The organism is Paenibacillus lautus, from assembly GCF_050482385.1.
Lineage (GTDB): Bacteria > Bacillota > Bacilli > Paenibacillales > Paenibacillaceae > Paenibacillus_AQ > Paenibacillus_AQ lautus_B.
The window spans coordinates 160,887-179,556 of record NZ_JBCNHV010000005.1 but is presented as its reverse complement, the minus strand read 5'-3'; the positions used below and the strand labels follow the sequence as shown (position 1 = coordinate 179,556).

The following is an 18,670-nucleotide window of genomic DNA, read 5'->3' as shown; positions in this document are numbered from 1 at the left end:
ATCATGGCACCAGGGTCAATCAAAAAAAGGTATAATGTTTTTCAATTACTTTGTCAGAAATGAAGAACTTCTCTGGTCATATAAGTAGTCAACGATACGAAAGAGGGTTTGAGCAATTGGAAACGGCAGCAGACAGCACGGTCCAGTGGGATGAGATGGAAGATCAGGAGTTGGTGAAATATGCGCAGGCAGGGGAGCGGGAAGCATTCGGGGAGCTTGTTCGGCGTCATCGGTCCAAGGTTTATGGCTATGCCAGAGCTATAACCCGGGAGTCCTACCTGGCAGAGGACGTTGTACAGGATGCGCTAATCCGTGCGTTCATGCATCTGGGGAAACTGGTCGATGCCCGGCGGTTCTTGCCGTGGGTGCAGCGGATTGTTCGGAATCAGGCCTATACCCGCCTTAAGGGAAGCCCTGCGATGAAAGAGCAGACATTCACCGAGCTTGAAGGCAGGGGAAGGGCTGATGGTGCCGGGAGTTCGGATCAGTGGAACAATCTGGACAGCATTCTGGGCAGGCTCCATCATTCTGCAACCGAAGCTGCCGCTGGATTCCACATTCCGGAGGAACGGATCGTCCAGCAAGAGACGCTGCGCTTTTTAACGGACATCATTCAATGCCTGAAGCCACGCGAACGGCTTATTTTCGAATCCCATTTTTTCGATCAGCTGTCTCCGCAAGAAATTGCCGACTTGTTTCAGCTCTCTTCGGCCAATGTGTATCAGATTATTTCGAGATCACGGAAGAAAGTGATCCAAGAAAAAATCCGGGTCACGGTTGACTCTTATATTAAGATGAGAAGGGACTTGGGAATTATGAAAAAGAAGATTCTGCCTTATGAAGGACCGTTGAAAGAAATCAAAACTTGGACAACCGCTGCGGATGCCACGTATAAAATGCTGCAATTTACAGATCGGAAGCTATCCCTGCCGATGGTCATGGGGCTTACAGGTCATGCATTCCGGATCAACATCATTCCGGATGAAGTTCACATTGCAGGTCCAACGGCGTATTTTTTTGGTGAAGTATTATCTCGGGGCCTTCATAATATCGGATTTCATTCCAAGTTTGTAGATGGCATGTCGGACGGCGTCGGCACCAATGCCAATCTGCTGGATCCATCCGCTTTGGAGAAGAGCGCCATGAGCAAGCGCAGCATTCATCAGGAGCTGCCAAGGGCCCTCGATCTGATTCATGCTTCACTAGACCGGGGATACCCTGTGCTGGCTTGGGATATATTCTTCCCGGAATTTGGCACACTGTATGGTTACGACGATGAAACGAGAACCCTCTATGGGGAAGTATGCGGAAGAGCGGATACGCTGCCCTACGAAAATCTCGGCAGAAGCGTGATGGAAGATCTATTTGTTCTGGCTATTGAGGGCTCCGTTGATTTAACGCTTCAGCAGCAGCTTCGACTTGCGCTTGAAACCGCCATCGAGCAATATGAGGGGAAAGAAAGCGTGGTGCCGACGGCGGTGAAAGGGATTGCGGCATATGATGCTTGGGTTGAATCACTGCAGGGGCGGAAGATCGAACCGAACGGTCATGCTTACAACATCGAGGTATTAAGAGATGCCCGGTATTACGCTGCGGAGTTCTTCAAGGAACTGAATGCAGCTTGGCCGGATGCGAATAAGGAAGGACCGGAGCTCACGCAGCAATTTAAAGAGGCCAGCGTGTTATATACAGGAATGTGTGAGAAGTTCAGTGTCCTGCATCAGATGTTCCCATTCCCGGTGGGGGGAGAGCCTAATTCGGAGGATCAAGCAACGAAGGCGATATCGCTGGTAGAGGATATTAAAGCTCTGGAGATCGAAGCTGTTGCTAAATTGAGAGAGATCTTTGCAAAGTTGTCTTCATAAATGGTGGTTAGTAATGGACGTGGTTTGATATACGGGCAAGCGGGTTGGATATAAACGGGGAAATCCATCGTGAATGGATGTCGAAACCATGAGTATTTTGCGATTGCCCGAGAAATAATAACACGTCCATAAACTGTATAGGATCATAAAATACGAGCATAAACGTTTCGCAAGATATGGTTTATACAACGATATCAAGCACTACGATGCTGGCATATGATAAAAGACGTTGTAACCTTCTGGTTGCAGCGTCTTTTTGACGTCATTGCACTAAAGTTGCAGTCGCACCTCAAAATCAACTACTATTTAAAGAGGGAACAGAACTTCTAGAATGTTAGCAGCGTGTTTTGTTTTTATTTACTACTCGAGTCATCACGGCTCTGAATCACACAATCGAAAGGAAGTATCCCATGAATTCTATGCAAATCGAACAGCTCAAAATCATTCGGAACGAAATTACCCGATTTATGATGAAATACAAATTCGCCTTAGATGAGATCGAAACCAAAATGGAAATATTAAAAGAGGAGTTCCAGGCTCTTCATGATTATAGCCCGATCGAACATACGAAATCCCGCCTGAAATCGCCGGAGAGCATCATGAAGAAGCTGCTGCGAAAAGGCGGAAACATATCTCTCAGTTCCATCGAAGATAACATCAAAGACATCGCGGGTCTAAGAATCACTTGCTCCTTTATTACCGACATTTACAAAATCAGCGACATGCTGCAGAAGCAGAGCGACTTAACGGTTCTAAACGTCAAAGATTATATCAAGAATCCGAAGCCAAACGGATACCAAAGCCTGCATCTGTTAGTCGAAGTGCCTGTTTTTTTCTCCGACCGGGTGGAGAAGGTATGCGTTGAAGTCCAAATTCGGACCATTGCGATGGATTTCTGGGCCAGTCTGGAGCATAAAATTTTCTACAAATATAATAAGTCGGTTCCCCAGCATCTGCTGGAAGAGCTTAAGAAGGCTGCGGATACGGCTAACGCGCTGGACCGTCAGATGGAGCAATTGCACCACGAAGTGCAAGCCATTAAAGATTCGGAAAGCAATGATTCACTGCTGGAGGAACTGAAGAGCATACAGATCAACAACCGCAAGTATGAGCTTCCGGCAGGATTGCTTGAAGTGTTGACCGAGGATAATTAAAGTTCTGGCAGGGGCGAAAAAAAGAGAAGCTTCACCTGTTTCATCATCCGTACACCGGGTATATATATCCTAAGTGGGAAGTGGAAACACATCAACACCAGACGGATAATAAGACGTTAAGTCGGAATTACCGAAAGGATTTGATACCCATGTACAGCATAACGAGGAATAAGGACGACACTACCTGAATTATTCCAAAGTACACCTTAAGCAATGGAACGATTGCGTTAGAATAGAAATAACCGCTTCCCACGAAAAAACTCTGCGAGTGATCTCGCGGAGTTTTTTTTTGCTGTCGATAACCATCCTGGCATGCCCCTGAATCTGCACGTGCACAAAGGGAGTATGCATGATATACAAATTGTGTTCCTGGTGGGAAGCCGATGACTGTGGGGACGATTCTGTTCACAATATTGAGGGATTGGCGGCCCTCGAAAGAACCGGCTCTATGATATACTTAGAAATTGGATACAATGGTAACAAACATGATGAAGATGTGATGAACCTACATAATAGAGGTGTATGTACTGTGACAACTACCGTAGTCATCGGCGGCGGCATTACCGGACTTTCGACCTTATACTATTTGCAAAAAGAGTTAAATCGCCGTCAACAGGATATGGAATTGGTGCTTATCGAGGCAAGTGAAACGCTGGGAGGCAAAATCCGAACCGTTCAGAACGGTGAATTTATTATGGAAACCGGAGCGGATTCGATCGTATCCCGGAAAACGAATGTGGCACCACTTCTGGAGGAGCTTCAGTTAACAAACGAGGTTGTGTATAATGCCACGGGGACTTCTTTCATATATACGACTGCAGGTTTGAAAAGAATCCCGGATGAGAGCGTATTCGGCATCCCGCTTAGCATGAAATCCTTGGCGGAAAGTGAGCTCGTGTCTGCCGAGGGGAAGGTGGAGGCGCTCAAGGACTACTACACGCCGAATGAAACGTTTACCAAGGATGATTCTTTGGGCGAGTTTCTTGAAGCCTTCCTTGGCAAGGAAATTGTTCAGAATCAGATCGCTCCAGTCATATCTGGCGTATATTCCGGAGAGCTTCATGATCTCACCATTGCGTCTACGTTTCCTTATTTACTAGAATACAAAAATACATACGGCAGTATCATGGGTGGTCTAGCCGAGCATAAACAGAAATTCCTGGGCTCAGAAAATAAGAAGTTTGTTTCCTTCCAAGACGGAGTCTCTGTATTGATTGATGCATTGGAACGGACCGTGATACAAGCAGGCGCGAAGATATACAAGGGCGTTTCCGCAGAGAAGCTGGAGAAAATGGCTAGCGGCTACGGGATAACATTGGCAAATGGCGAAAAGCTTGAAGCTGATTTTGTTGTATTAAGCACAATGGGATCCGCCGCGAAGGAGCTCTTGCAAGATCCGCTGCTTAACGAGGACTTTGACCAGCTGCATACCAAATCGCTTATCAGCGTGTATCTTGCCTATGATATTCAAGACGAAGAGCTTCCCTACGATGGAACGGGATTCATTACGGCCAAGGGAACCCAGTTGAAGTGTGATGCTTGTACCTGGACGAGCCGGAAATGGGAGCATACTTCCGAGAACAAGCGGTTATTAATGCGATTGTTCTACAAGAGCTCCAATCCGCATTATGAGGAGTTGATCCGATTATCCGATGAAGAATTGAAACGGGTCGGGATGGAGGATATCAGCCAAAGCCTTGGCATTAAGGCAGAGCCTATTTCTTGTGAAGTCACTAAATGGCATGATAATATGCCGAATTATCATTTGAAGCACCGGCAAATCGTGGAGTCATTAGAGTATAAAATGGGTGACCTGTACCCTAACGTTATGCTTGCGGGATGCTCCTATTATGGAGTGGGTATACCGGATTGCATTGCGAACGGGGAGAAGACGGCAGGTCTGATCGTGGAAAGGGTGCTTGGATGACAATCTATATCGCGTTGCTCAGAGGGATCAATGTAGGCGGCCATAACAAGATCAAAATGGCCGATCTAAGGAAGATGCTTGAACGCATGGGACTAACTCGCGTGCAGACCTACATCCAGAGCGGAAACGTGCTCTTCGAATCTGCGGAATCCAAGGAAACGCTGCGCGTCCAAATGCAACAAGGCATACTTGAAACGTTCGGCTTTTCGATATCGGTGATCCTTAGAACCTCTGAGGAAATCGAGGGTATCGTTCGGAACTGTCCATTTTCGGAAGAGACGATACGTCAAGCGGAGGAAGCGTCGGAGTTTGAGAGTCTTTATGTTGCCATGCTGCCGGAAGCGCCTGCTGCTGAAGATGTGGAGAAATTAAGGCTTTATGTAAACGAAAAGGAAACCTTCGAGGTTATTGGTGAAGAGGTTTACTTACTGTTTAAGGAAAGCGTTCGGAATTCCAAGCTGGCGGTTCAGTTGACCAAGCTCGGCGTACCGATGACCATGCGGAATTGGAAAACCATGAACAAGCTGGTCCAACTGTCCCAGACGATGAAGAGTGAGTAGTCGCCATCATGTATACAAATGAAGGGGTACATAGGCTAATCTCAAAATTCGAGAGGAAGTTTGGGCTAAAGTGTTTCACTTCCTGAGGAGCGGGTAAATATAGAACAAGTGGGAAGTGGTATTGTCAATCGACGGACGGAAGAACATTGATGTCATTCCGAAAGGCAGTTGATTCACCATGAACACTCGCAAAAGGAGAAGGAGAGCGAAGTTTCTTCGATTCTTTTCAGGTAAGGCACCCTAGCAATTGGAAAATGGCTGCATAATGAATTTTAAATCGCTTCCCACTGATAAGGATCCTGCGAAATCATTCGCGGGGTCTTTTTTTGTGCGGGAGACCGGAGTAATTGTTAGTATCTGAATAAGCTGAAGTTGCATTCTATGAAAGAGGATCGTGACGGATGCTTGCCCAAAGATGAACCGGATTAAGACGTGAATAGTCTGGAAGTAATGAACTTTATACGCTATGCTGACCCCGCTTGTGGACCTTGAGATAGGGGTACCTACTTATATATAGTAATGAATATCTATTAACAAATTGTCCTATTTTGCTAGATGTTTAACGGATACCGGGACTTGTGAATCATTTATCAGATTTTACATAAAACGGTTTAAAAAAGAAAGGGAATATGCAATTATTGATCTAGGAGGTGAGGTGCTGCATTGATCTCTCTAGGGGACAGCCTAAATCGGATATCGTGAGGGATTTAATATTGAAAACGCTTTAATTAAAATTTGGAGATCCCATGGAGACCTGGAGAATTGGGAAACTGAATTGATTGTTCAAAAATCATTTCTAGGAGGTTTTCCATTGTCTAAGATCGTCCTGAATCGATGTATATCCTGTTTCTTGATTCTCTGTATCATGTTGTCGGCCTCGGTTGCCGGTTTCGCAGGACAGGCTTCAGCCCAGTCATCCAACGCGCTGAACAACGTACCTGAACTGCTGATCACCGAGCTTGTCCCTGATTCTACGAATGTAGGAACCGCCGACGGTTATGAATTTATTGAAGTATACAACAATACCGATCAAGACATCGATTTCAGCCATTACAAAATTCGTTATCGTTACTTGGAGAGTGATACCCTTTGGGCTCATGTACCCGATGAGGTGATGATTCCATCCAGAGGCACGCTGGTGTTCTGGATCATTAACGCACAGAACAGCAAATCAACGATTGCTGATTTTAATAAAAATTACGGCACTAACCTGATTGAAAACACCGATGTCGTCAAAATATTCTCAGGCGGCATGTCCAATTCACGCATGCGGGAGCTCGTGGTTGTAACGAACACCGGCCGTCCGATCGTGTCCGCATTTTACAATGACGGAGATGTTCATAACGCCGCCGATCAGGGGATCTTCTATAAATACCCGGAGGATGGCAGCCTGAAGATGCAGCGGATCTCCCAGCTGGAGCATAAGGCTACGCCGGGTTCGCTGCAGCATTCCGAGGTGCCTGCGGAGCCGGTACATATTGATGTGACCAAGGAACCAACGGTCACCAATCGGACGACAACGACAAATGTGACGCCTGGCGAAAATATGGAGATTCTCGCAGAAGCGCATGATGATCGTATGGTTACTTCGCTCGCGTTATCTTATCGTGTCGATGGACAGAACGATTACAAGGTCGTACAGCTTCAGGAAGGGAAGCAAGGCCTTAGTCATACGATTTCTTACCTGGAGCTGCTGGGACACACCAAGCTGGAGTATTTTTTCACGGTGTCCAACACCTTTAAGGAAGTAGAGAGTCCCAAATATGAAGTCGATCTCACGGGGAATGGTGCCAGCGCCAGCCTGAATGTTGACGATCAACAGACCGTCACCGGGATCACGTATATCCGGGGTGCAGCTGACGGGGTGGAATCTGCGGATCTTGAGCTTCATATCGACGGGCTGCCGGTTCAAGGTACACCCGTTATGGAGTATTCCGCTTATTTTGTTTTTGAAGGCGATGGCATTGACGATGGGATCAACACGGTAACCATCGGCAAGAATGTTCTGTTCAAGACCGAAGCGAACATTGACGGTTATCAAACCATCGTTGTCCCCATCGAACCGCAATGGTTGATAAGCGGCACAAACGAAATTACCCTTCGGGCCGGCGATAATGAGAAAACCTATTTCGAGGATGACAAGCCGACCGGAAATATGGATGACTTTAATGCCCGCAACGTACGGCTGTTGTTAGGGGATGGGACAGAAATTCGGGATCCGCAATTTAGCGATCCTGCGCTTATCCATGACCTTGGTGATGATGGACGGTTTCTACCTTTTGTTGCATTTCAATTCGATATTCCAGCCGATAAAGTAAAGGCCCTGTCTTACGCATGGGATACCAAGGCGGTTAAAGACGGACAGCACAAGGTTGAATTGAATGTAAAGGGGAAGTCTGAAGCATCTGCCATCGTTCAGGTAGATAACAATGGACCGGTAATTAGCGTAACCGTTGAAGAGGGGAAGAGCTATAAGGGAAGCATTCCGATCGATGTGACTGCCGAAGATAGCGTATCCGGCGTGGAACAGGTGAAGGTCCTGCTGGATGGTCGAGCCATCCAGGTGCCATACGATACTTCATCGTCCGAGCTTGATCCAGGTGATCATAAGCTGGAAATCCGGGCAGTGGACAAGATCGGCAACATCTCGGAACGTACGGTAACGTTTAACACGGCACCGGAGCATCCGAGTGCACCTGTATTGGTCTCACCAGGAGATATGGAGAGCGGGACCGGGTTGTCGCCAGAGCTGAAGGTTCAAGTCAGCGATCCATCGGATGACGAGCTTGAGGTCTCCTTCCATCAGGCGTATCCGTATCATGCATTAAGTGGCGATCGAGTAAAATTATCCAAGAACGCCTCGGATGAAGAGCCTCCTAAGGACAGGTTTCCTGCGGGCGAAACCGCGTTGACCGAAGAGGAATTGAAGCTGGTAGCTGAATCCAATGATCAATACGTCACGGTGGATTCCACGTCTAAATTCCCTTATATCCGGTTTGAGGTAGAGCTGGAGCATGCCGTGGAGCCGGGTGACAGCGTTGAAGTTACTTGGGAAGGACATACGGTGTCGGGCCGCAAGGTCACGATGTATGCGTGGAACCACAAACAGAACAAGTGGACGGAAATTACCAAACATATTGCCCAGTCTGAAGATGATTTTACGCTTCGAGGCGAACTGATGGCAGCAGACTACGTCCAGAACAGCAAAGTGGATATCATCGTACAGGATGAAATTCCATCCCGTGGGGATTATGATTACACTTTTGTATGGGTATCGGATACCCAGTTCTTAACGGAGCTGTACCCGCATATTCAGCAGAAGCAATTCGACTGGATTGTCGATTCCATCGATGATATGAACATCAAATATTTGTTCCATACCGGTGATATCGTGAATGATCCGACAGCTGAGTATCAATGGAAACGTGCCGATGATTACATGAAGATGCTGGAGGATGCAAATCTGCCGCATGGCGTGCTTGCCGGGAATCATGATGTGGGAAGTTATGATTGGGATTACACGACCTACAGTCAGTATTTCGGGGAGAACCGTTACAAGGATCAGCCATATTACGGAGGTTCCTACAAGGACAATCGCGGACATTATGACCTTGTCTCTATTGAAGGCAACGACTTCATCATGATGTATATGGGATGGGGCGTTGAAGACGAGGACATCAAGTGGATGAACGAAGTTCTCGCAGCGTATCCGGACCGTACCGCGTTCCTGAATTTCCATGATTATATGCTCGCGAACGGAACTCGTTCCGGTATAGGTAACAAATTGTACAAGGAAGTTGTCGTACCGAATCCCAACGTGGTTGCCGTTCTGAGCGGCCATTACACGGGAGCGAGTCTGCTTAAAAATGAATTGGATGATAATGGAGATGGTACTGCGGACAGAACCGTGTATCAGATGCTGGCAGACTATCAAGGACATGCCGATGGCGGCAGTGGTTACTTGAGACTGCTGCATTTTGATAAGGAAAGCAATCAGATTTATGTGAATACGTATTCGCCTTACTTGGATAAGTATAATTATTATACGAATCCGGGCGTGGATGAATTTACGATGAATCTGGATCTTGAACCGAAATTAAAGCGGGTAGCAACGGATTCGATCCAAGTAAATCATCTGAGAGGAGAGTCCATCGGTACACCGCAGAACGTGGCTAGCGGAACTGAGGTTGTTCAGCCGTGGTCAGGACTGCAATCTGATGGAACCTATTCGTGGTATGTTGTCGCACAAGACAAATTCGGGGGGAAAACCCTTTCGGATGTGTGGACATTCACGACAGATGGCGGGAATCCCGGCGCTCCGACCAACCTGAAAGCACTAAATGTGACATCGTCAACGGTTCGAATCGGTTGGGATCCCGTGAACAGTCCAGACCAACAAGTCGTGAACTTTAATGTGTATCAGGACGGGGAGCGCGTGGCAACGGTCACGGATAGCGTATATGAAGCGACTGGGCTAACCCCGGACACGCTGTATGAATTCAAAGTAACCTCCGTGGACAAGCAAGGCACGGAATCGGCTCCTAGTGAGGCTTTAACGGTCATCACTCAAGCCGTAGAAAATCCGGGTGCACCTGTATGGACAGCCGGGAAGCTTGAATTTTCGGACATCACGTCAAACGGCGTATCCATAAGCTGGCCGGAGGCGACCGCAGATGATGGTGTGGATGGATATCGTGTATATCTGAAAGGTCGGAGTGAACCGGTTGTTACCGTGACCCATGATGTGTATTCGTATACCGCTTCCGGTCTGGAGCCGGACACCCGATATCATTTTACCGTAAAAGCCTATAACGCTGCGGGAGAGAGCGCCGGACTCCATAACTCGGTCACAACACCGGCAGCAGAAGTAGACAAGAGCGAGTTAATCCGATTCATCGCATCGGCACAGCAAAGGCTTGACGAAACAAGGGAAGGCACATCGCCGGGGCAGTATCCGGCCGCAGCAAGGTCCGCACTCCGTGCTGCCATTGAAAGAGCCAGCGCCATAGCGCAACAGGATCATGCAACTGCCAAGGCAGTACAGGATGCGATCACCGCTCTGCAAGCCGCGATCCGTACCTATAACGCTTCGGTTGTACCTTCAACGGAGAATCCTCCTTCATCGGGATCAGAGTCGGGATCGGGGTCCTCTGGAGGACACATATTATTATCTGGAGACAACCGTTTAAAAGGACTTGAAGTGATCATCGGCGGCAAAGCAGCTGAACTTACCCCTGCATTCAATGAGAACACAACAGAGTACCGACTTGAGACGGAAGCCGATTCCGTGCAGCTCCGTGTTGATGCGGCGCATAACAAGGCAACAGTCCTTCTGGGAGAAGAACCCCTGAAGAAGGATCAGGTTATCGCGCTGAAGGAAGGGGATAACCTGTTGAAGCTGGTGATTCGGGCGGAGAACGGGACGACCCGAACGTACCAGTTAACCATTCATCGTAAGGCGAATCCGAGGACCGAAGAACCGATGCCGAAGCCAAAGCCGGTGATGTTTACAGACATCGCTGGACACTGGGCTTCGTCGGCGATAGAGGAAGCAGTTCAACTCGGAATCGTTGACGGCTATCCGGATCATACCTTTAAACCGGACCGGCAAGTAACACGCGCTGAATTTATGGTCATGATGGCCAAGGCACTGAATGGACAAGGGGATGCTGGGAAGCTGAATTTCAAAGACAGTTCCCAAATCGGATCCTGGGCGCTTCATGCGATTCAATGGGCCGTATCCGAAGATATTGTGAAGGGATATCAGGACGGTTCGTTCAGACCGAATCAATCCGTCAACCGTTCTGAAATGGCGGTCATGATCACACGTTATCTGGGCCTTACCTTACCAGAAGCAGAGACGGAATTCCGTGATCAGAAAGCCATTCCAGCTTGGGCAGAGAAGGAAATCGCTGCCGCCACTGCGGCTGGCATCGTGAATGGCCGCTCGGGTAACCGATTTGCTCCACAGGACTCCGCGACCCGGGCGGAAGCCGTCATGATGATTCTTCGTATGCTGGAGAACATGGAGAAGAAGTAAGAGATAAGAACAAATAAGAGGCAGACACTAGAGCTGGAGCTTTAGTGTCTGCCTCTTTTAGATTCAAGGCTAATGGAGATTCATGCTAAGGTTATGGAGCATTCAATAAGTTGGCCAGCCCTGGGAATCCCAATTCAAATCATTGATGAGCAGCTTCGGCGTGCCGTTATCGGTCGCATCATACGCAAAATAAGTAAAGTGGAAAAATGGTTTTGGCCATTCTTTTTGACATCAGCGCCAACCCGTTTGTAAGAGTCATGGATATTCGTAAAGCCCTGCAGTTTCCTGCAGGGCTTTGTCTCAAGTATACAGATGTGTACCTGAACTTTTTCAGAGTGAATTTAAACCCATCGTCCACCGCGAAATACAGGTTCAATTGTGCCGTCAGCCAGCACGCCGTCAATGTCCAGTTCAGCCGAACCGATCATGAAATCAACATGCGTCAGACTGACATTGGCCCCGCGAGCGAGAAGTTCTTCCTTGCTCATCTTGGTGCCGCCCTCGATATTGACAGGATAGGCGCTTCCCAGCGCAAAGTGGCACGATGCATTCTCATCGATACCGGTGTTATAGAAGACACGGTTCAGCTGGGAGATTGGCGAATCATGCGGTACGAGGGCCATTTCTCCTAAATAGGACGCGCCTTCGTCTGTTTCCAGCAATGATGTGAGATGCTCCCGCCCGGATTCGGCTTCATATTCGACAACCTTGCCGTCCTTGAACGTGAGTTTTATGCCTTCTACCAAGCGGCCGTTCAGATTAAGTGGAAGCGTACTGGTTACGGTCCCGTTTACGCCTGTACGGTGCGGCATCGTGTAGATTTCTTCGGTCGGCATGTTTGCCACGAAATATACGCCGGCTTCATTTTCGTCACCGCCGCCAAGCCAGAGATACCCTTCCGGCATGTCCACGCGCAGATCCGTTCCCGGCGCACGGTAGTGGAAACTCTTATAGCGTTTGGCATTCATGTGATTCTGGCGCAGCTTCAGCTGAGCAATATGATCCCGCCAAGCGGCAACCGGATCTTCGCTATCCACTCGATTCATCTGGAATACCGCATCCCACATCGCTTGAATACGATCCTCTTCGGGAAGATCCGCGAATACCTTATCGGCCCAGGCACGGGTAGGGGCTTTTATAAGCGACCAGCTGATTTTATTGTTGCGCACATAAACCTGGTATTTCTCGTTAGCTACGGCAGCGGCTTTCACGGCTGTAGATACTTTGGCTGAATCAATGCCGCGGAACAGCTCAGGATCCGGAACCTTAATCCGCAGAATGGCTCCTCCACCTTCTGCAAGCTGCTGCATGGCGTCAGCCTGCCACTGCGGATAATAACCGAAAGAGTCAGCCGGTGCTTTCTCGTAGCGAATGCGGGTGATTCTCTCATCGTCCCAGTCGACTTGCACATATTTGGCGCCTGCATCGTATGCTTTGGCCACGATGTGGCGTGTCAACTCTACGGTTTCGATTGGAGCATTGACAATCAGTACTTGGCCCGGTTGAACGTTTACGCCTACCTTAACGACCAGCTCCGCGTATTTCTCCAGATTTTTCTCGAAATTGTCCATATGTAGATTTCCTCCATTTCAGATGTACACTTTATTTTAACATGTTAAGGAGGCTTGCAGATAACGGATCTAATCATGGAAATGAACAGCCCCGAGCATCATGACGCTCGGGGCGTTAATTTCGTCAGACAGGGACCTGATTCTTTTCATTCACCGTAAGGGAGGTTTGTCTTTCAAGCAGTCTTTCAACTTATGGAGAGCTGCGAACTGACCAACCGCTACCAAGTATGTGTGCATAAAGTGTCTAAGCTTTATTTATATGTGTTCGAAAAAAAAGAGGAATCGGGGACAAAAGTGTGACAGTCACCTGTCATACTTTCTGAATTAGAATGACGAGAGTAAAGAAAGAAACCTACTTAGAAGGAGTGTATGAGAACGTGAAGACACAATCGACCAACAAATTGCCCATCGTGCTCGCCGGCCTGCTGCTCGGCATCTTAATGGCCTCCATGGACAATACAATCGTAGCGACCGCAATGGGGAATATCGTCGGGGAGCTCGGAGGACTTGATCATTTCGTATGGGTGACCTCCGCTTATATGGTCGCTGAGCTTGCGGGAATGCCGATCTTTGGCAAGCTGTCCGACATGTACGGTCGCAAAAAGTTCTTTGTATTCGGGATGATTGTATTTATGCTGGGTTCCGTGCTGTGCGGTACGGCGAACTCCATTACGGAACTGGCGCTTTATCGTGCCGTGCAAGGTATTGGTGGCGGTGCGCTGATCCCGATTGCCTTCGCTATTATGTTCGATACGGTTCCCCTCGAAAAGCGAGGTAAGCTTACCGGGTTATTCGGAGCCGTGTTCGGATTATCCAGTATATTCGGTCCGCTCGCAGGTGCATATATTACGGATCATATTACATGGCAGTGGGTATTCTATATTAATTTGCCAATCGGCATCGTGGCTTTCATAATGGTTACGCTGTTTTATAAGGAATCGCACGAACGTTCCAAGCAGCCGATTGATTGGATGGGGGCTGTTACGCTCCTGACAGGCGTCATCTGTTTCATGTTTGCTTTAGAGCTTGGCGGCAAGCAGTTGGCGTGGAATTCCTGGATTATTCTGGCGTTGTTTGCTGTGGCGTTTGTCATGTTAGTCCTCTTCGTGCTTGCGGAGAGAAGGGTGCAGGAACCGATTATTTCCTTTCGTTTGTTCAAGAATAAACTGTATACATCCAGTGTGCTATGCGGTTTATTTAGCGGAGGATCGTTCATCGTGGCTTCCGTATATATTCCGATCTTCATTCAAGGCGTACTCGGCGGAAGCGCAACGAACTCAGGGCTCGTCCTGCTGCCAATGATGGTGGGTTCGGTCATAACGGCTACGGTGAGCGGTTTTCTGATGAGTAAAATATCGTATCGCAACATCATGATCCCCACGCTTGTCCTGTTCACGGGTGGGATGGTGCTTGCTTCGACGCTCACGGCGGAATCCAGCAGATTCATCGTAACCCTATACATGGTTTTGATCGGGCTTGGCATCGGCGGATCGTTCTCCGTGCTGAGTACAGCCGTCATGCATGGCTTATCCTATAAACAGCGCGGGATGGCGAGTTCGACTTTTAACTTCACGCGATCGCTCGGGATGACCATTGGAATAACGGTGTTCGGGTTGATACAGAGCCGATCCTTTACCGGATCCCTGTCATCGGGAGGATTGAACAACGGTGGACTTCCTGAAGGATTCGATTTGAAGGATCCCCACATCTTATTGGCGCCGGAGACAAGGTCGCTGATTCCGACAGAGCTGCTCAAACCAATCTCGGACAACCTCGCTTCCTCTATTGCCGTTACATTTGCCTGGGCTATTATTCCTGCAGCATTAGCGCTTGCGGCAGCAACGTTAATGGGGCGTAAAAAGTTGGATGAAACAGCGGAGTTAAAGAGGGAGGCGGTGGTTGGTTCAGAAGAGGAGGGAGAAACTCCGGATAATGAAAAGCTGGTGATGGTGCCGTAGCGTTTACGGTATGGCGGTATGATCTGGGTTGAAATCATGAAAGAGTTTTCCAATAAGCGGATTTGCTCATTGGACTGATGGTTCGTCAGGTTGAAAACTATGTCTTATGAAGAATTGGCGGTGCTCAGGATGTTATCCTTTGCACCGCCATTTCTTGCTTTTCGGCCGGCTGCTATGAACAGAATAAGAGGGCATCCATCCAGATCCAAGATCTTTTTGGAATACCCTCTGACCGTTAACTCTTAATGGCACCTGCTGCAATATCGGAGATGAATTGCTTGCTGATGAACAGGAACATGACGATGAGTGGGATGACGGCAAGCAGCGTACCGGCAATGACCATCGAATAGTCGGTCGTGTATATTCCGTTCAATGAGGAGAGCGCAACCTGCAGGGTGAATTTGTTCTCATCATTTAGAATAATGAGCGGCCACAGGTAGTCATTCCATACGCCGATGAATGTGAAGGCGGCCAGGAACGATAGGGCAGGACGCAGAATCGGCAGCGATATATTCCAGTAGAGGCGGAAGAATCCGCAGCCGTCGATTTTGCCTGCATCGAGGAGCTCCGAAGGCACCGATTCCTGTGCATATTGCCTGATCCAGAAGATCCCGAAAGCGTTTACCATACCCGGAATGATCAAGGCCTTGTAAGTGCCCACCCAGCCGAATTTTGCCATAATGACAAATGAAGGCACCAGGGACAACTGGGCAGGCGCCATCATGGTAGCTAGCAGCAGCACAAACAGCCATTTTTTTCCTGGGAATTGGAATTTAGCGAACGTGAATCCGGCTAAGGAATCAAAGAATAAGACTAACAGCGTACAAGCGGAAGCAACGAATAGAGTATTCCAGAAGGCCCCGAAAAAATCAATGCTGCTCAGCACCCTCGACACGTTATCCAGCAAGTGAGGACCGAACCATAGTTTCGGGGGAAAGCTGTAAATGTCCGAAGTGGTTCGCGTTGCCATGACAAGCAGCCAGTAGAAGGGGAAAATCGACAGCAGCAGTCCGGCGATTAACCCGATGTGAAGAAAAATGGATTTCCATTTGAACATACGATTCACCCCCATTTCAGTCATTGGACGGACTGCCCTGCACCATTTTCCAGTTCACGATGGAGAAGAGTGCAATGAGCAGGAACATTCCCCAGCCGACGGCAGCGCCATATCCGAAATAGTTATTCACGAAGGCTTCACGATACAGGTAGAGGACGATGGTCATACCGCCGCCGCTGACGCCGCCATCATTGCCGACAAGCACCTGTGGTTCGGTAAAGATCTGCATGCCGCCGATGGTCGAGGTGATGACCGTGAAAAGAATAATAGGCCTTAGATTGGGAATGGTGATCTTGAAAAAGGATTGAATGCCGGAGGCCCCGTCGATTTTGGCTGCTTCGTACAGGACGGTCGGGATGCTCTGCAGCCCGGCAAGATAGATAATGGCGTTATATCCTGCCCATCTCCATATGACCATGACCGAAATGGCGAGTTGTATGCCCCATGTCGTATTCAGCCACTCGATAGAGTTCAGGCCGAGCAAGGACAGAATATAGTTGAGGAGGCCGTAGTTGTTCGAGAATACGGTGCCGAACACAATGGCAACCGCCACGAGTGACGTAACGTTCGGCAGGAAATAACCGATTCGGAAGAAGGTGCGGAACCGGACAAACGATGCATTAAGCAGGAAGGCAACGACCAGCGCGATAAACAGCATCGGTATCGTGGAGTAGATCCAGATGAGAAGCGTGTTGCCGACGGCTCTCCAGAATTCCGGATCGGTGAGCATGAATTGGTAGTTGCCCAGCCCGTTATAGGTCATCTCGCCGATGCCGTCCCATTTCTGAAAGGACAGGAACATCGAGAAGGCGATCGGGAAGAGGCCGAATATGGCAAATAGAATGTAAAAAGGGGAGATCGCCAAATATTCTTTGCGGTGTTTCCAAATCTGTGCAGACAGTCGGTCTTGTGATTTCGGATGCTTAGGAACAGGCTTCTGTTCCACGGGTGTAGGATTCAGCATTGGATTATCCATCGTACTGTAACCTCCTCAAGCGGTTGGTATTTAAGTACTAATAGCAATCGAGAAACAAACAGGTAAGAAGCGGATCCGGGTTTAGCGCAGCAGTTCTTTTTTGACTCTGGCCAGCGCGTCTTCCCAGGCTTTATCAGGATTTTTGCCCTGGAGCGCAACGGATGACAGCTCTCGATTGACAATGCCGTTTACATTAGCAAATTTACCGCCGAAATAAGCAGGTTTGACGTTACGCGCAGATTCCGAGAACACCTCGCCCGTTGCCTGATTCCCGAAAAATTCCTCGGGCTCCTTCATCACGGGGGCATCCAGCGCGTCTTTGGCGGAAGGGAAGAGGTTGATCTTCTTGAAGGATTGAACCTGATTTTCCGGACTCTGAATATATTTCATCACTTCAAATGCTTCTTGCGGATATTTACTCGTCTTCATAATGGCCAGGAAGGAGCCGCCATTGTTGCCGTCCCCACCAGGGGCGCGTGCTACTCTCCATTTGCCGCTGGTATCCGGTGCCGCCTGCATCAATATTTCCTTCATCCACACCGCACCGACAAAGGAAGCGACCCGCCCATTGTTCATGGCGGCATTCCATTCGGAGGAGGAAGTCGTAGTGTTGGCGCTCAGCTTCATCTGTGAAGCCTTCACCGCCGTATCCCAGGCCGTCTTCATGGAGGATTCAGGGGTTTCGCCGATAAACGTATTGTCCTCGGCAAAATAGATGCGTTCAGACTGAGCATTCATTTGCGTGTAAATGTTGGTGATGTTGTCGAGCATTTTCACTTTTTGATCAAAATGCTCCTGCAGCTTCTGCCCGGCTTCGAAATATTGATCCCAGGTGCCGAGCTGCGCGTGGACCTCTTCCGGTTCGGTCGGCAGCCCGGCTTCCCCGAACAAATCTGACCTGTAATATAGGGCGGTTGGCCCTGTATCGATCGGAAGGGCAATCATGGCGCCTTCCGGAGTGACGCCAAGCTTCCATTTCCAATCCAGGAAATCCGGCTCAATCTCCTTGGCGCCCAGCTCATACAGATCGTAGAAACGATCCGAACTCGTAAACAGCTCTGCCACCCAGTCGTTAAAAGCGACGATGTCCGGTCCTCCGGAACCAGCCGCCAGCGTTGTTTTTAGCTTCGATTTGAAGTCGCCACCGATTTTTTGCGCATCGATTCGGATTCCCGGAAATTCCTTTTCAACGGACTTAATCAGCTCATCGTCCAGGCTTCGGTTCCAATACCAGAGTGTAAGCGTTTTCGTTTTTTCGGTGGAAACATTTTCAGCGCAACCGCTGATGATCATAACAAGAATCAGTAACCCCAAGCTAACCATCCTGCGTGTATTCACTATCGTCAGCCTCCTAACGTGGTGAAGTCGGTGATGCTTAAATCTTATTCAGTTACCAAGCTTGCGTGAGTATAAATATATGATTACGTTTATAAACATTAGACTAAAAATCGAAACATTCCATAAAAAGGAATAATAAATGGACAAACCGGGGGCAATATCACGGATCGATCAAGTCTTTCTAATATATCATTGCTTCCTCCTTCCGTAGGTTCGTTATGTCA

10 protein-coding genes are annotated in these 18,670 nt (G+C 48.5%); 6 read left to right on the top strand and 4 right to left on the bottom strand.

Translation table 11 applies throughout. The features are described from left to right. Positions 1-116: 116 nt before the first annotated feature. The 5 genes from ABEW73_RS08445 to ABEW73_RS08425 all read left to right on the top strand — a co-directional run bounded on the left by ABEW73_RS08445 (position 117) and on the right by ABEW73_RS08425 (position 11,546). The gene (locus ABEW73_RS08445) at positions 117-1,865 is read left to right on the top strand and encodes an RNA polymerase sigma factor (protein WP_430164140.1); all 1,749 of its coding nucleotides are present in this window, start codon (positions 117-119) and stop codon (positions 1,863-1,865) included. 410 nt (positions 1,866-2,275) lie between these two features. Beyond that, complete coding sequence (locus tag ABEW73_RS08440; protein WP_379404241.1) at positions 2,276-3,019, top strand: GTP pyrophosphokinase; 744 nt, start codon at positions 2,276-2,278, stop codon at positions 3,017-3,019. 529 nt (positions 3,020-3,548) lie between these two features. Continuing rightward, positions 3,549-4,946 carry a protoporphyrinogen oxidase gene (locus ABEW73_RS08435; protein WP_430164137.1) on the top strand — a complete coding sequence of 466 codons (1,398 nt, stop codon included), beginning with the start codon at positions 3,549-3,551 and terminating at the stop codon, positions 4,944-4,946. Next, positions 4,943-5,506, top strand: coding sequence for a DUF1697 domain-containing protein (locus ABEW73_RS08430; RefSeq protein WP_430164134.1), 564 nt, complete (start codon positions 4,943-4,945; stop codon positions 5,504-5,506). Before ABEW73_RS08435 ends, ABEW73_RS08430 begins: the two co-directional genes overlap by 4 nt. Before the next feature lie 811 nt (positions 5,507-6,317). After that, entirely contained in the window at positions 6,318-11,546 is a 5,229-nt protein-coding gene (locus tag ABEW73_RS08425; RefSeq protein ID WP_430164131.1) for an S-layer homology domain-containing protein, read from the top strand. A gap of 341 nt (positions 11,547-11,887) precedes the next feature. Here the strand turns inward: ABEW73_RS08425 and ABEW73_RS08420 are convergent, their stop codons facing one another. Next, a complete protein-coding gene (locus ABEW73_RS08420; RefSeq protein ID WP_430164128.1) occupies positions 11,888-13,117 on the bottom strand; it encodes an aminopeptidase in 1,230 nt (409 codons plus the stop codon). Positions 13,118-13,494: 377 nt separating this feature from the next. Between ABEW73_RS08420 and ABEW73_RS08415 the strand changes: the two genes are divergently transcribed. Beyond that, a complete protein-coding gene (locus tag ABEW73_RS08415; protein WP_430164125.1) occupies positions 13,495-15,075 on the top strand; it encodes an MDR family MFS transporter in 1,581 nt (526 codons plus the stop codon). A 235-nt stretch (positions 15,076-15,310) separates the two neighbouring features. On the opposite strand, the gene ABEW73_RS08410 is transcribed toward ABEW73_RS08415, so the two are convergent. The 3 genes from ABEW73_RS08410 to ABEW73_RS08400 form a co-directional block, all read right to left on the bottom strand. Then, positions 15,311-16,132, bottom strand: coding sequence for a carbohydrate ABC transporter permease (locus ABEW73_RS08410; protein ID WP_430164122.1), 822 nt, complete (start codon positions 16,130-16,132; stop codon positions 15,311-15,313). Between the two features lie 16 nt (positions 16,133-16,148). Further along, entirely contained in the window at positions 16,149-17,108 is a 960-nt protein-coding gene (locus tag ABEW73_RS08405) for a carbohydrate ABC transporter permease (RefSeq protein ID WP_430164119.1), read from the bottom strand. A gap of 81 nt (positions 17,109-17,189) precedes the next feature. Next, the gene (locus ABEW73_RS08400; protein ID WP_430164116.1) at positions 17,190-18,446 is read right to left on the bottom strand and encodes an ABC transporter substrate-binding protein; all 1,257 of its coding nucleotides are present in this window, start codon (positions 18,444-18,446) and stop codon (positions 17,190-17,192) included. Positions 18,447-18,670: the final 224 nt, after the last annotated feature.